The sequence below is a fragment of the Gordonia sp. CNJ-863 genome (assembly GCF_001942325.1).
Classification (GTDB): Bacteria; Actinomycetota; Actinomycetes; order Mycobacteriales; family Mycobacteriaceae; genus Gordonia; species Gordonia alkanivorans.
In genome coordinates this window covers 1-14,286 of sequence record NZ_MKKG01000038.1, presented here as the reverse complement: position 1 = coordinate 14,286, position 14,286 = coordinate 1, and the positions used below count along the sequence as shown (strand labels likewise).

Annotated in this window: 14 protein-coding genes and 1 pseudogene; 2 read left to right on the top strand and 13 right to left on the bottom strand. The window is 63.8% G+C overall.

The features are described 5' to 3' along the window. The 4 genes and pseudogenes from BJF87_RS26155 to nrdH all read right to left on the bottom strand — a co-directional run. A pseudogene (locus BJF87_RS26155) lies at nucleotides 1–574 on the bottom strand (hypothetical protein); the annotation flags it as partial. Between the two features lie 357 nt (nucleotides 575–931). Next, a complete protein-coding gene (locus BJF87_RS18055; protein ID WP_075863679.1) occupies nucleotides 932–1,801 on the bottom strand; it encodes a ParA family protein in 870 nt (289 codons plus the stop codon). 78 nt (nucleotides 1,802–1,879) lie between these two features. After that, complete coding sequence (locus BJF87_RS18050; RefSeq protein ID WP_075863678.1) at nucleotides 1,880–3,511, bottom strand: hypothetical protein; 1,632 nt, start codon at nucleotides 3,509–3,511, stop codon at nucleotides 1,880–1,882. 345 nt (nucleotides 3,512–3,856) lie between these two features. Beyond that, nucleotides 3,857–4,096 (bottom strand): glutaredoxin-like protein NrdH, encoded by a 240-nt coding sequence (gene nrdH, locus BJF87_RS18045; protein WP_075863677.1) that lies wholly within the window; start codon nucleotides 4,094–4,096, stop codon nucleotides 3,857–3,859. Nucleotides 4,097–5,527: 1,431 nt separating this feature from the next. Between nrdH and BJF87_RS18040 the strand changes: the two genes are divergently transcribed. Next, a complete protein-coding gene (locus tag BJF87_RS18040) occupies nucleotides 5,528–5,740 on the top strand; it encodes a hypothetical protein (RefSeq protein ID WP_075863676.1) in 213 nt (70 codons plus the stop codon). A 919-nt stretch (nucleotides 5,741–6,659) separates the two neighbouring features. On the opposite strand, the gene BJF87_RS18035 is transcribed toward BJF87_RS18040, so the two are convergent. Then, nucleotides 6,660–6,974, bottom strand: coding sequence for a WhiB family transcriptional regulator (locus BJF87_RS18035; protein WP_075863675.1), 315 nt, complete (start codon nucleotides 6,972–6,974; stop codon nucleotides 6,660–6,662). Next, nucleotides 6,971–7,258 (bottom strand): hypothetical protein, encoded by a 288-nt coding sequence (locus tag BJF87_RS25900; RefSeq protein ID WP_139319542.1) that lies wholly within the window; start codon nucleotides 7,256–7,258, stop codon nucleotides 6,971–6,973. The genes BJF87_RS18035 and BJF87_RS25900 overlap by 4 nt, the downstream gene beginning before the upstream one ends. Nucleotides 7,259–7,823: 565 nt before the next feature. On the opposite strand from BJF87_RS25900, the gene BJF87_RS18025 reads away from it, so the two are divergent. After that, entirely contained in the window at nucleotides 7,824–8,252 is a 429-nt protein-coding gene (locus tag BJF87_RS18025; RefSeq protein WP_075863683.1) for a helix-turn-helix transcriptional regulator, read from the top strand. A 379-nt stretch (nucleotides 8,253–8,631) separates the two neighbouring features. Here BJF87_RS18025 and BJF87_RS18020 read toward each other — a convergent pair whose 3' ends face one another. The 7 genes from BJF87_RS18020 to BJF87_RS17985 all read right to left on the bottom strand — a co-directional run bounded on the left by BJF87_RS18020 (nucleotide 8,632) and on the right by BJF87_RS17985 (nucleotide 14,082). Beyond that, nucleotides 8,632–9,462, bottom strand: coding sequence for a hypothetical protein (locus BJF87_RS18020; RefSeq protein ID WP_262339045.1), 831 nt, complete (start codon nucleotides 9,460–9,462; stop codon nucleotides 8,632–8,634). Nucleotides 9,463–9,793: 331 nt separating this feature from the next. Continuing rightward, nucleotides 9,794–10,528 (bottom strand): MBL fold metallo-hydrolase, encoded by a 735-nt coding sequence (locus tag BJF87_RS18015; protein ID WP_158037538.1) that lies wholly within the window; start codon nucleotides 10,526–10,528, stop codon nucleotides 9,794–9,796. Nucleotides 10,529–10,667: 139 nt separating this feature from the next. Continuing rightward, nucleotides 10,668–11,249 (bottom strand): hypothetical protein, encoded by a 582-nt coding sequence (locus tag BJF87_RS25895; RefSeq protein ID WP_139319541.1) that lies wholly within the window; start codon nucleotides 11,247–11,249, stop codon nucleotides 10,668–10,670. A 901-nt stretch (nucleotides 11,250–12,150) separates the two neighbouring features. Then, on the bottom strand, nucleotides 12,151–12,597 hold the full coding sequence (locus BJF87_RS18000) for a helix-turn-helix transcriptional regulator (protein ID WP_075863671.1): 447 nt from the start codon (nucleotides 12,595–12,597) through the stop codon (nucleotides 12,151–12,153). Between the two features lie 115 nt (nucleotides 12,598–12,712). Continuing rightward, entirely contained in the window at nucleotides 12,713–13,450 is a 738-nt protein-coding gene (locus tag BJF87_RS17995; protein WP_075863670.1) for a hypothetical protein, read from the bottom strand. Then, a complete protein-coding gene (locus BJF87_RS17990) occupies nucleotides 13,447–13,677 on the bottom strand; it encodes a hypothetical protein (RefSeq protein ID WP_075863669.1) in 231 nt (76 codons plus the stop codon). Before BJF87_RS17990 ends, BJF87_RS17995 begins: the two co-directional genes overlap by 4 nt. Before the next feature lie 6 nt (nucleotides 13,678–13,683). After that, complete coding sequence (locus BJF87_RS17985; protein WP_075863668.1) at nucleotides 13,684–14,082, bottom strand: hypothetical protein; 399 nt, start codon at nucleotides 14,080–14,082, stop codon at nucleotides 13,684–13,686. Between the last annotated feature and the right edge of the window lie 204 nt (nucleotides 14,083–14,286).

The following is a 14,286-nucleotide window of genomic DNA, read 5'->3' as shown; positions in this document are numbered from 1 at the left end:
CCAGATTGTCGACATGCCAGCACAACCGGCGGGCCAGTTCCCGGGCGGTGTCCATCTCGTCCTCGAAATCGATGAGCGTGCCCGCGGTTTCAGAGCCAAGGATGCCCATGCGGTCGTGGTTAATGCGCGCGGTCCACGCCCACCCCTCGAGGATCACATCGACCATCAGCTTGCGGTTCCCGGCCGTATGGGACAGATGCAGGCGATAGCCGATCTCCTCCCCCGGCTGGTACAGATGCCACCCGTCCTCACCCTGGGGTGCCAGAAAGGGGCCGAGCAGCTCGCGGGTGGCGTCATCGAGACGAGCGATCACGTCGGTCTTCATCCGGCCCTCACGCAACTCCTCATCGGAGTAGTCCGCCTCGTCACCCGGATCGACATCGTCCGGGCCCCAGCCGAGCTGAGCACACGCGGCGTCGATCACCCACACCTGCGCCGGCAACCCCGCCGGGGACAACGGCTGACGCTTCTGACGCCACTCCAACACCTTGAGGAGCTTGTCAACCGAATCAACCGGCTTGTCCACCAACACGATCCCCGACGGGGACAGCACCTTGCCCGACGTGACGATCATCGCGTGATCATCAGCGGTCCGTGTCGGTGTCATTGCGATCCCCTCTCGTGCATGAGGTCTGTGCGGAGCAGATTTGCTGTAGTTATTGCGTCCGATTGTTTTGTCACAGTGACATCATCTACGTGCGTCGACCCTTGGGAAGCGGCTCGTAGTCCGGGGTAATCGGGCGCCCCTTGTTGTAGTCGCGAGCTACGACAGTCAGCTGAGCGTCGATCGCTTCCCTCAGGAATTCCGCGGCCGAATAGCGCCGTCCTGTTGTTCTCTCGATCAGACGAACCGCAGCTCTGATGAGCGCTTGTCTTTCGTTGTCGAGGTTGGTCGAGCTGGGCCGGCCGCCAGATGGGCGCGGGGACATCATCAGGCGACCGCGACCTCAGGCGCGAACAGCCCGAGCTGTTGCAGATGGGTGACGACGTCACGGTAGTCCTCGGTGACATCCTTGCCGCGGTAGCCGTAGAGCGGGACTGGCACGAAGTTGGTGTAGGCCTCGTCGACCACCGCCGTCCGCCGGGTCGATGGAGTCACCTGTTGCCCGAACGCTTCACGGAGCCCTTCGAGCTGTTCCTGGTAAACGTCGCCGCGACTAGGGACCGCGCACGGCACGATCGCCAGCAATGGGATGTTCTCTTTGTAGAGCTTGCGCATTCCGTCCAACTCCCCCAGCAAGGCCGGTAGTCCTTCGACCTCCTTGCCGGACGGTTTGACGCAGGTGATGAGGCCTCGCGAACCCGGCTGCTCGTTGCCGTTGGCAGCGGTAGCCAAGAGGCCTGCGGTCACCAGAACGTTGAGCGATCCGGGGCAGTCGATGAGGGTGACGTCGACGGCTGCGGCGGCGGCCACCGCGTCCTGGAGGTACAGCACCGATCCCGGAACGCTCGCCAGTTCGACAACAAGAGAGTCCAGCGTGGAACGGATCGCCGGCACAACGGTGACACCGCTGATCGTCGAGTCGTCGGGGTAGACAGGTTCACCGGTTTCCGGACCAACGTGCGAGCTTCGCCGGGCGGGCCGTTCGGCGTCGGCGATCGTCGCATTCGCTCGAAGCACGTCCGCCACGGTGGCGCCAGAGGCGTTTGGATGACCGAGCCATGTGCTGGCGTTGGCCTGCGGGTCGAGATCGATCACTCGGACCGTGAGGCCCTGCTGCGCGAGGATGACGGCGAGGCTGACCACGGTGGTGGTCTTTCCGGCACTTCCGGAGTTGTTGGCTACTGCGTAGATGCCCATGAAGATCCAGTTTCCTTTTCGTAAGTCGGAGATGGTTGCTGGTTATGCACGCTGCATTACCGGTCGGGGTGTGCGGTGTTATGCACGCTGCATAACCAAGGTCTGTTGGCGCTCCCATGCGGTCGGTAGGTAGCCGACTCGTTCATGCAGGATGTCGAGGTAGGTGGCACCGGCTGTACCCCACTGGCCTTGACGGGTCACCAGGTCTTCGAACCCCGCCAAGACTCGACGCCAGACAGCAGCGGCTTGCTGCTTGTCCCCGCTCTCGTCGGTGTGGTTCCACTCCTCGGCGGCGGCGATGACGGCAGGGTGCTGGAAGTCGACGCCGAGGAGGACCGCGGCGATCAGCGTCTCACCTAGACGGCCCTTGCCCGGGACTGTCTGGGCTGCGCGCGCACACGCCTCCCGGCGCAAGTCGGGAGAATCCGTCTTCACCGGATTCGGTCGAACTTCCGCAGGTGCCTGTTCTGGGTCCTCTGCCCGATCCTCGTGATCCCCGTGAGGCGCCGCCGGCGCTGGGTCCTCCACTGCGGACTCGATGTCGGAGGCAGCGGCCTGGTCCGGAGAAGGCTGCACGGATGTTGGCGAGTCCTGTGGATCGCTGAGAGTCGCGGCCGGGACTGGCTCCGGCGAGGGGGTCTCGGCGACTGGAACGACGGGCGCAATGGTCCGGGTGTAGTAGACGAGCGCGCCGGTGGTGTCGTCGATGGCGGCGACCGCTTCCTTGGCGTCTGCCGGGTCGTCGATCTGGTGTGCGAGATAGTTCTCTCCGAACATCTCCCGCGGGTTGGCAATGATCTCGATGCCGTCCTTCTCCGCGCGGCGTCGGGACTCGCGTTCGGTGAGGACGCGTTCAGCGGCGCGCGTCGGACTGGTGTTGCGGTCGAGAATGAGACGAAGGGCCGCCAGCTGATCGTTCTCGCGGTCGACGCTGTTCTGGTCGGCGTGTTTGGTCTTCTGCCAACGTCGCGGAGGTCCGTAGGGCAGTGTGCCGGCGAGAGCAACCGCTCCGGCAACCGAGAGTCGTTCCTGCTCGAGTTCCGCGACAGCTTCCTTGGTTAGCAGGAGGAGGGCCAGGCGCCGCGACACAGTGGCTTGGTCGACGCCAAGCCGTTCAGCGATCGCGGACTGGGAGAGTCGGAGATCCTCGCTGTAGCGCGCGAACAGCTCAGCCTCAGCCATCGGCGAGAGGTCCTGGCGGCCGAGGTTCTCCGATGCCATGTAGTCGAGATCGCCATCGTTTTCCATCGCCGAGTCGTCGACCACCACTGGCATGGTGGAGACGCCCGCCGAGAGCGCCGCGGCGCGGCGACGATGGCCGTAGATCAGAACGTGAGTTCCGGCCGTGGGGAGGCTGTCCGCGAGCGTTGGTCGAGCTGCGATAAACGCTGCACGTGAGACTGCCAGTCCGGGCAACAGGACGCCGTTCGCCTTGACGTTGCGGACAAGGACTTCCCATTCAGGGTCGTCGTCGACTGGCTTGGATCGGGCGGGATCGTTGAACGGGTGTGGGATGAGCGACCCGGCGTCGACGTGACGGATGCGGTGCCCGGCCGTCTGGACGGCCGCAGCGAGGCCGCCGACTACTCCGCCGGTGACGTTGGCATCCGAGGTGTTGTCGGGAATTGAGGGGCTGTCGGTTCCGCCGGCCAGATTGGCGAACCGACTCACCGTCTTCTGCTTCTTGGGGGCGGGCGGCTTGCCAGCCATAAGGCACTCCTTCGTTTCGGGACCGAACCGAATACATGTATTACATGTATTCAAGCGAGGTGGCGGACAGAAGTCAACAGGGGACACGCGCTAGTTGCTTGGAAATCTGGACGATTCGTTGATCGATATCGCTGATCGACATCTAGGCCGTGAAGCGAGAGGGGTAGGGGTCTAGAGAGTTGCCGCTTCCGGGTTATGCACGCTGCATAACGCGCAACGCTGACTCGGTGGGACTTACCGGGCGATCTTCTCATGAGCTGGGCGCGTGGGACTGGGTTATGCAGCGTGCATATCCCAGTCCCACGGCCTCATCCGTTATGCGGCGTGCATAACCGACACCGAGGATCACGCGGCGGATGCCGACTGGGCCAGCAGCTTAATGCGATCTGGGCGGAACCCGGACCAGTGTTCTTCGCCGGCTACGACGACGGGGGCCTGGTGGTAACCCAGTTTCATCACGAGATCTCGCGCCACCGAGTCATCGGAGATGTCGACGATCTCGTAGGCGAGGCCTTGCTTCTCGAGGGCCTTGTAGGTGGCGTTGCATTGGACGCAAGCGGGCTTGGTGTAGACGGTGATGTGCATGTGAGGCTCCTAGTTTCGAGCGATCGGTTCTGAGTTCCAGTCGGGCGGGGGAGGGCGGTAGCTAGTCGTTGGCGCCTCCTCCTGGTGTTCTGCTCCAGCCGCAAGCTGCGGCAGCAGCCGCATAGGCGCGGGCCCGGCCGGCGCCGTTGGCTGCGGGCTGTAGATCGTCCGCTGCGGTCTGCGGCGTGGCCGTAGGCGAAGGGGTCGGACTCGCTGGAATCCAATCGAGTTGGGTGAGGCGCCACCTCAGGTAGGCCGCTGGGTTGTCAACCTGATTGGGCCAGCTCAGATGTGCGGCCCGACCGTGATGGTTGAGTCGTGCGACGACCGCTGGAGCCGTCCATGCCGCGGGGTCGATGCCTAGGTCGTCGAGGACGTCGCAGATGCGGCCGAGGTGGTTCTGCCGCTGGTAGAAGCCGTCTTGGCGCCAGGGGAGAGGGACGACGTCCCGGGGAGAGGCGAGAGCGTCACTGACGGGATCGAGCCCGCGGCAGCGGGCAACGATCCCTGCTGCGAGCTTCTGAAGTGCAAGGGTGCGGGTGCGGTGGTGTCTTTTCGCAGGTGATGACTGTTTTTCTTCTGAAGAAGTAGAACTCTTAAAAAGAGAAAGAGTTCTACTTACACCCTGACGGGATAGGGGTGCGCACCCTCGCGGTGCTCGGTTGCCTCTCCGGGAACGCTTCGAAGGGCTGTTGGTGCGCCGCGTGGTCGATGCTGCTGCGACCGCTTCCGGTGTCATCGTGAGTGCGATCTCAGAGGCAACTCCACGTTGTGTGCCGCCATGGTGTGCTCGAGCGGCCATGATCTCCGTCGCCGTGAGGTGTCGCCCATAGGCGATATCGGCGAGTAATCCCAGGGTGCGAAGTACCCTGCGCCCGTTCCTAACTCGGTCGACGGACAGTCCGGATCTGGTGGCAAGGGTCTGCAACGACGCCATCATGTATCGACCGGTGCGGGTCTCGGCGTAGTGTGCGTGGGCCTTGGCAGTGGCCAGAACTGTGTCCACGGATACGCGGTGATGTTGTCGGCGTGCTGCCACTCCAGCTTCCGTGGTCACCAACCGTGTGACAGCGGTCAGCCACGCCTCTCTGCTCGTCCAGCAGGGAACCTGGGCCCGGGGCCGGCCGTCGGCGGCACGGTCGGGGAGAGGGCGGTGCCACGTACGTCGGCCCCGCTGCTCGGCATTGAGTTCGGCGACCGCAGCACTGCGCTGATCGTCGACCACAGCGAGCAACCGGCATGTCACCGCAAACACCAGCGATAGGCGTGCAGTGAAACACAGCGGTCGCAACAGTGATTCTAGAGCGCTGCCGAACGCCGACGTATCATGCGCGCCAAAGGTTTCCGTTGTCCGAACCGGAGTCAGTGGCTGGGTCATGATCGCGGTCATCGCGAACCGTCCGATTGCGCCGGCAGCCGCCCCACCACGAGATGTCCGTCAACACCGTGGCGCCACAGATCGGCGGCGTCGCGGGCAACGAGATCCAGGACAGCGTCGATCACCACTGCCGGCTGTTCGTCGACGGCCGCGATGAGCTGAGCCAGGCTCAGCGTGCAGCAACGCGCGAGGATGTCGGCAATCGCACACTCGGCGCGCGTAATCGCCGAAGTCGTGGTGTATGCGCCCGCGTCTGGCAACGCTGACCAGCCCCCACCAACTGCCGATCTCGAGGAGGCAGTGGATAGAGCGTTGTGGTCAACAGTGTCAGGGGCGCAGGCCCCGACACTCACCGGATCGGTGGTCGGAGCGGTCCCACGCCAGCATCAGCCAACGCCGCAACAAGTGTTACGACCTGGGCTGATGTCAGCGTGAGATGGGTGAGTGGTGCGACACGACGTAGATAGTTGCCCGTGTCGAGGGTGTGCTTTACCATCAGAAGTGCCTGAGGCGGCAATTCCTTCCTGTTTGGGAGGCTTCCGGGGTCTAGCGGCTAACTAGATTCCGAACCAGTTCTCGGGGTGAAGCGAAGCGGCTAACTTCGCTCCCCACTCGAAAATCCGTGTACTCCCCTTCGGGGGGACCGGTGTCTCCGTCACTGTGTAGTTATTTCTCTGCTGGCGTCTCACGGCGGCTCGCGTTCAGCCCCGCTACGGGCAAAACGATTGCTACGCAAGACATTCGCGTGCTGCTCGCTACCTGACGTCGACCTCCTCACCTGGCGTAGACATAGGTCCAAGCGTGATCGTTTCACGACCGTGACCTTGGCTGATGGAGGCGCGCCACGGGTTGCCAACCTCGGAAAAGATGAAGAGATCACGCGGCGGCTCCGGGGGGTGGGGTTGCCGGAAGCTCGGCCGTCACGCCTTGGCGGACGCCGCCGCAGGTACGCCGTAAGTGCGTGGGCGGGGATGCGTTCACCGTTATCGTCGTAGGCGCCGGCCGCCCAGATCAGTCCGCGTGGCGAGACACCGCTATCGGCAAGGTCCTGCCGACAGGATTGCAGGGCCGGACAACGCAGGCACGCCATCAACGACTGTTGTGCGGCAGTGGGGGAGTGGACAAGGACGTCGAGGTCCCAGTGCTCGGGCCGCCGAGTGCACGGTGTCGGCTGATCGGTAACCATCAGCTGGCCTTCGAACCGGCGGTGGCTGATGTGGCCACGATGGCGCTATCCCGGACTCGGGTGTTGATGCCACCCCAAACGCCGAAACGCACATCAGCGTCGGCAGCCCACTGTGCGCAGGCGGTCTTTACCGGACAGGTCTGGCATACGAGTTTGGCGGCCGCGGCCGACTGGCCGTGATTGGGGAAGAAGATGTCGGGGTCGGTTTGCGAACAGATCGCATCGCCAATCCAGTCACGCGGGGAGGGATTGGTGTCGAGGATTTCCGCTGCAAGGTCAGCCCACCCTCCGACGCGACGATCGTTGGCGTTCATGCCACTACCGCCTCGTCTGAGGTGGCGATGAATCGTGCCGCCGCGACCGTCGCTGCACCTTCGGCCCACGCCAAGGATGCTGCCAGTGTGGAGCCATCTCCGACCATCACAGTTCTGCCCTCAGGCCGGACGGCGACATAGCTGCCAGGAAAGAAGAAGTAGAGATACCCCGGGTCGCCCCAGACGGGGGTTGCCGGCGCGGGTAGCACCACCACATCCGTCTGGCCGCAGCCTGGATCGGTCTCACGGAAGCCGGCCCACCAGGCAGCAGCCAGCAATGCCACTCCAGTGGCGTACGCACTATCTGCGGACAAATCCTGCCCCCGAGGAGTGTGCACGGTGCCCGCTGCCGCGAGAACCATGTGTGGGAACTCCGCGACGGTGAGTGGGGTGGGCCAATCGAGCGTTTCTGGCTGTGGTGTTGGTGCTGCAACTGAGAACACGGCCAACGACGTGGCAACGCCGCTGAGTGTGTGCTGGGTCATGTGATCGGCCCCCAAGGTGTGATCGAACCGGTTCGATGTTGTGGCCGTTTCAGATGCAAGTCCCCAGGTGGAGCGCGTAAAGTCGCGAACGTCCGTCTGGTGGCAGCAATAAGCGGCCTGTCGGATTTCATGAAGAGGCTTGCGGCTGCCGAGGGACCGGACGCCAATCTCAGCCCTCGGTGGTCGCGAGTTTGCTCGAATACCTGGTGCTTTCTTCCTTTCGTCTGGAGTGAACGTCTTGCGCTAGTGTCGCTTAACTAGTACGTAGTCGTAGCACATCTTGAACGAAGTCTAGGGGCGGTACGGCACAGTGTCTATACGTGACGGGATTTACGGTGCTGGCGACAACGTGAGTCGGCGGGTTATGCGGGGCTTTAACCCGGACGCGCTGCGCGCTGCGCGAGGTGAGATGTCTGTCAAGACCCTCGCGCGTCTCGCTCGTGTTGGCAGGAGCACAGTGCATCACTGGGAGAACGGGTCGACGGTTCCGCAGATCGATGTCCTGCGAAAGGTGTGTGCGCTTCTCGGCGTGCCGATCGCTCAAATCGTGCAGGTTGATCCTGCGACGGCATACCCGGCCGATCTGCGGGTGCTGGCTGGCCTTACGCAGCCTGAACTGGGTCAGAAGGCGGGGCTTTCGACTGCGACAGTGGGCTACGTAGAACGAGGAGAAGTGGAGCTGACAGCTTCCACTCTGGCGGCGCTCTGCTCGGCTCTCAATGTGCCGGAACAGACCTATCAGGCTGCGTTTGAGCGTGCTCGAATGCGGCCGGCGGACGACGATCTGAGTTGAGCTCGCGCTGAGAATCAGTACCCGAAAGGGATGCGAATGTCCCACGGGCGTCCTCGCATAGCAGGACGCCAGAATCCCGGCTCCCGGCGTTGGGCGGGCCGCCACCAGGCGAGGCGTACCTGCAACAGTGCTTGTGTGCGGTGATCGTGACAACGAAAAAACCTCCCCGGATGCTTGGACTATGCGACAAGTCAGTTAAGTAAGCCCCCCGGATTCCGGGTTGCTCAGGAACTGCTCTCTGTGTCGCGACCAGACCCGAATGGTGCGTCAGGGTCGGGGAAATTCCACCGTGGAGGTGCGCGTTGTAGATGGGATCGTAACACCAGAGCAACGGCTTGCAATAGTCCGCTCGGGCCTGAGTGTTGCGCGGCCCCTGTGGTTACGAGGCCATGGCTTCTTTGGACAGTGGCTCGACCGTGAGGAAGCCGAGGCCGTCCTCGCCGTGTTTATCGGGTGTGATGGTGAACTGGGCCACGTACCACACATCGGTAGGGCCACCAGCGAATCTGATCCGAGCGCGATACGTAGCTCGCTCCTGTTGGCGAGTGACGAGTGCCAGCTGCGCTGCCGCGATCGTTTCCTGCTCGTCCTCATGGAAGATGGGGCTATCAGTCAGCCATGCGCTGAGTGGTGGTGGAGGTGTCCGTAGCCAGTCGGTGACCAGTCCGGTAGCGAAATCGATTCGCCCTAGGCCGGATTCACGTTCTTCGAGGTTGGCTACTACCCGGGCGGTGTGTCTGTTGAAGGCGAGGAATTCGGCGGGTTCGACATCGTTGATGTCGTGCACGACGCCGCGTAGAGCCCACCGCGAGGGCAGGCGGACCGCACGCATGGTCATGTAGCAGCGGTAGCGCAGCTGGTCGTCGCTGTCGCGTGCATGCCGGACAGTGAGTGCGGAGTCGAACTTCGCTCCGTTTTCCAGTCGCCCAGCTTTCATGTCGCGGACGAAAGGTCCGATTTCGGACTCGCGGGGAAAGTCGTAGAAGTACTGGAAGACCTCGGGTGCAACCCGAGTGACGTCTTGGGTAGGGCCGTCGATTCCGAGGATGTCGCGTTCGATGTTCGGGCCCTCGTGAATCTGCGCGAGATCGAGCTCCTCGTCGTAGACGAACTCGAACCCTCCGACAAGGCGGCGAGGGGGCGGAGTGCTGTCGGCATCGTCGCCGATCCAGAGCTGCACGGCGAACACCACCCCGTTGGGCCCGAACACGGGTTCGGCGATGATCGCTACGTGTGAGATGACCGCCGACTCCGGCTTGCCGGTCGTATGACCGTGTCGAGGGCCTTGAGTATCCAGGCGAGGACGGTGTAGTCACCGCGGGGCACTTCGTGCCGCAGTCTGTCGACGGATGTGTATGGAGACCTCTTGCCACCTTTGAAGACCACCGAGGCATCAACCTCGTCCTGGGCTCCGGTTCCCATCGTCTCGACAACAATCCAGTGCGACATTCAAACCCCCTTGCTCACTAGTTCTAAGTGGCGTCATGCACGATACTGAACCGGTGGTTAACCGGATACGGACAGGTTGGTCCTCGGCTGAGCTACCGCAAGTGCTCAGAGGCCGCTAGGTGCTCGTACTGTCCACGGTCGTGGGAGCAGATGACGAGGTGTCCCTGATCAGCTGCGATACGCAGAGCCGCATGGTTGCGGGTCAGGGTACTGGGGTCCATCGCCAGCATTCTCTCGACCCGGTCCATGGACGGATCGGCCGTTGACGTGAGTGCGGTGTGGTGCAAAAAGGCGTCTCCTGCGTGGATGAGCCATCGATCCCTGCGGTGTGGGTCGCGGATCGCGATGGCGGCGTGCCCGGCTGTGTGACCGGGCAGAGGGATTAAGACCAGGTCGCCGGCCTCGGTGAGCGGGTGGCCGTGGAAGTTCATGACGGGGACCGCCTCAGTCGGGGCATACGTGTGCGCACGAGCGGTGATCGCTGTGAGGTGGTGCGGGCGGTAGCGGATGCGGCCGCGAATGCCTGGCCGGCTCGCGGCGGCGAACAGTTCGGTCACGGTGAGGTGGACGGGGGCGGCGGGAAAGTCGAGGGCGCCGCTGATGTGGTCGTAGTCGAGGTGGGTAGCGACGATGCCCGCGACGTCGCTTGCGGCGAAGCCGAGGCCGGCGAGTTGCTGGATGGCGGTATCAGCACTTCTCAAGCGGGGGCGTACCGCGCGTAGTGCCTGTCCAAGACCTCGGATGGGGTGGGCGACGTCCTGTTGTCCGAGGCCGACGTCGACCAGGACCAGCCCGTGATCGAACTCAATGGCAAGTATGTGGGTCACGCATTCGGGAATGCCCACAGGTGTGAAGGTGCCGCAGTTGAGGTGGTGAACATGACGAACCGATCCGATCTGGGGAAGCACCGTGAAACCCATCCTTGGGGAGAAGAGCTGACGTGAACGACCTCACAGCAGAGGCGCATTATCTGCTGGTGGATGCGTGCGTGCCGAGTGCGGACAAGGAGGGATCAGCCAGTTCAGCGAGCGTGCCGGCGGGCTGGTCATCCGATCGGAGCTGGGCGAGGTAACCGTGAAGTGCCGCGACGCGCGCGATCTGAGTCTCGAGGTCACGCATGTGGGGGGCAGGGGTGCCGATGAGGCTGACGACAGTGCGGGCGCTGCGCAGCAAGGCATCGCCCATGTCGCTCAAGATCGCATCGAGGTCACGGTGCGCTTGATCTCGATCAGCATCCGTCGGCCACCCATCCTGGGCGACAATCTGGTCGGCGACAGATCCCGCTGCCTCCATCGCTGCCCAACACCGTAAAGCGTGTTGAAGATCGAGGGTCGGCAGCCAGCTGCCGCGCCAGGCGTTGCGCCAGGCCCTGCATACTGCTGCGTCGGACGCGCCCGTACCTAGCGCAGCTGCTGCAACCTTGGCTGCTTTGTGCGGCGGTGTCGTGGGCGGCATACCGCTAGACCACTGGGTTTCGAGCGAAAGTACTTCGGTGCGCACGGCTTCCACGAGTGCTTCGGAACGGATGCTCTCCGCGAGAGTAGACATGAAAACCACCTTGATGACGAGACGGGGTAGACAGCCGCGGCATGTGAGCCCTCACAGATGTGAGGTCAGATGCACGCGACATCGTGGTCGTCATCCAGTACCGAATACCGCATCAAGGCCCGGAGAAGAACCCACGATAGCACGCGCAATTTAACGAGGGGTGTGCCTGTCTATCCGGTTTCTGCGCCCGACTTTGGTCTGCACTCAGGCCAGTTGTCCAGTTCGCATCGAGTCACCACATCTGCCCAACGGCCGGACATGTGTCGGTTGAGCGCTGCTATCGTCGCAGCCGGAATGCCGGTGGCGGAGGCCATTCGGTCGAGATCGGCTCGACGCCAGGTCCTTCGGCCCTTACGAGCGCCGCTCACAATCGCCACGAACACCTCAGGATCGACCGCGGAAGCCTCGAAGAACTTGTCTGCGCGAACGCCCACACCCACTGAGGTGAGTACCGGCCGCCACACTGTGTTCACGGTGTGGGCCAGCGCCCAGGACCGCTGACTGTCGTCGAGCAACGGCTCCAGCATGTAGTCGATCGGAGTTGTGGCGTCGATCCTCGGCGGGGGACCCGTCAGATCCACGCTGCTAGCACGAGCGATCACAAGGTCACACCGCGCCCGCTCGGCAGAACGTGCATCGTCCCTGCCAGGGACTCTCGTCCGAGATTTCGCAAACTCGCGCAGCCACTTCACAAACACGCTGACTCCCTCAGTCGTTGTGTGCTGTCCCACACGCTGCATCTCACACGCTTCTGTCGAGAGCGCAGTATAGAAGACGCGCAAAAATGGTCGCGATTGAACCTGGTGGCGAATCCGAATCGCTATTTATGCAGCATTCTTGGTCGCTCCCGCCCAATATCTGTTGCCGCTGCCGTCCCAGAGAGCCAGCGCGATAGCGCACCTCACTCGATGTCACCAAACCGCAGTTTGCGCCCACGTTTCCAAGCCGAGGTGATCTGGTTTTCGGTGACGTCATACGCTCCGGCGAGCGCCGAGCGGATGTGCTCAGGGATGGGGGAGACATAGGTCTCTGCGTTGTACAGCGGGGTGGTCCCAATCCCGGCCTTGCTTGCTGCATCTTCCCCCCGCAGGCCCCGCCATTGCCGCAACTGGCGCAACGTGGGCTGGTTGCGTGGGGTGTTCGTCAGGTCAGCGGGATGGATACCGAGAGCCTCGGCCAGGCGCACCGCATTGACCTCAGTAGGCACGCTGCGGCCGACTTCCCAGCTCCGAGCGGTACCGAGAGTCACCTGGCACCGCACAGCAATATCGGCGCGGGTCAAACCTGATCGTTCGCGGAGCAGCTTCAGTCGCGCCGGCTCAAAGTCTTCCAAACCGCCAGTGGACATAAGCGAACGATATAAGACACCACTCAGTGCACCGAGCATCACCGCTCCCGATCTCGACCAGTTGTCATCCCCAGCCGACCTCAGACGTCGATCACTACCCGGCCGAAAATCACGTCTATGCGAAGAGGTCGAGCTGTTGTCCTGCGTATCCGTCGGTGTGGCAGGCGCATTCGCAGGTGTAGTGGTCGGCGAGGTCGACGATGCGGGCCGAGGTGTTGTCGGTCTGACGCGACCACCCTGGCCGGAACGTGGCGACGTATCCGCGTGGGCCGTGTCGGCGACGTGCAGCGGCGTGGCGCACAGCCACGTAACCCGGCGGCCGTTCTCGGCCGTGCCAGCAGCCCACGTGGGTGTTCTTGGCGCAGGCCGGCGAGAGCGCCGGCGGCTGGGTGCAGGGCAAAGTGGTGAACCACTCGGCGCGCGCCGCCTCGAGTTCGGCCTGGGCGTGTAGATCGATGGCTTCCAGCGCGATCGCGGTGAGGGCGGTCTGGTTGCGGGTGCGGGTTGCCCATGCGTGCTGTGCGCGCTCGCGCAGTTCGGCGGGCAGCGCGTCGGCCCACCGGCCCAGACGCGCCAGGGTGATTGACACTTCGCGGTGCGGCGGGTCGAACCGCAGGCGTGAGGGTTCCCCGGCCTGGGGGCCGGTGGTGAAACGGCCGGTCACCTCGTAATGCGCCCAAGTGCCGGTGAACCGTTGACCGGTTACCTCGTAGTTGCGGCCGAACCCTCCCCCGCTTCTGCGTGACTCGCGTAGCCGGCGGCACTCCTCGCTCGGGTTGGCGATGACCGGGGCAATGATGTGGACCCACTCCCGCAACAGGTCTCGCTCATCGGCTGACAGCCTGGCAGTCACCGAGCACTCCTGACGGCTGCCGGTCGGGAGGCGGTGGCCGCCGCCTGCGGGTCGTCGTCACTGATGGCCGCCGGATTGATCGCGGTGTCGGCGTCGAAGCCAGACACGGTGCGGTCGTGGGCTTTCCCGGCCGGGCAGGTGGCCATGTGCAGACGTCGGCCGGTGTCGGGCAGGACGCGGTCGACGAAGCATCGGTGGTCGCAGTAGCGGCAGTAGGCGCCGGGCATGGTCAGTCACTCCTTGTGGTGGGTGTCGGGGCCTGTGGTTGGTTCCCAGGAGCCGGCGTCTTGGTAGTCGCTGTCGTCGAGGTCCCACCATTGGTCGGTGTGGGGGTCGAAGACGGTGTCGTGGTGGCAGTCCGGGCAGCGGTGCACGACCAGCCGGGCGTGAATGTGGCGGTCGTGTAGGCGGCTTCGGCCGATGGGGATGACGTTGGGGCCGTAGGCGATGGTGCGGGTGCCGTGGCAGGTGAGCGGTCTGGTCGCCGAACCACAGTTGTCGCATCCCTGTGTGCGTGGTGGCGGACAGATGGTCATCGCGGGTATCGGTTGCCAGGGTGACCAGTCGACCGGGTCGCCGTCCCAGCGTGGCGGTAAGTCGTGGGCGCGCAGGTTCAGGCTCAACTGGGTCACCGTCGATCACCGTCCCGCACTGTGTGGCTGTGGTGGCTCAGCTCGAGGTAGTAGGCGCAGTCCTCGCAGAACCCGGTGTCGGGGTCGAGGCAACAGCGTTCACAGTGTCGGTCCTCGCGGTGGCAGTCACAGTCACAATCGACGCCCAGTTGGGTAGGCGCAGTGGCGGTCAGGGTCATGCTCATGGTGTCCTCCCTAGGAGTC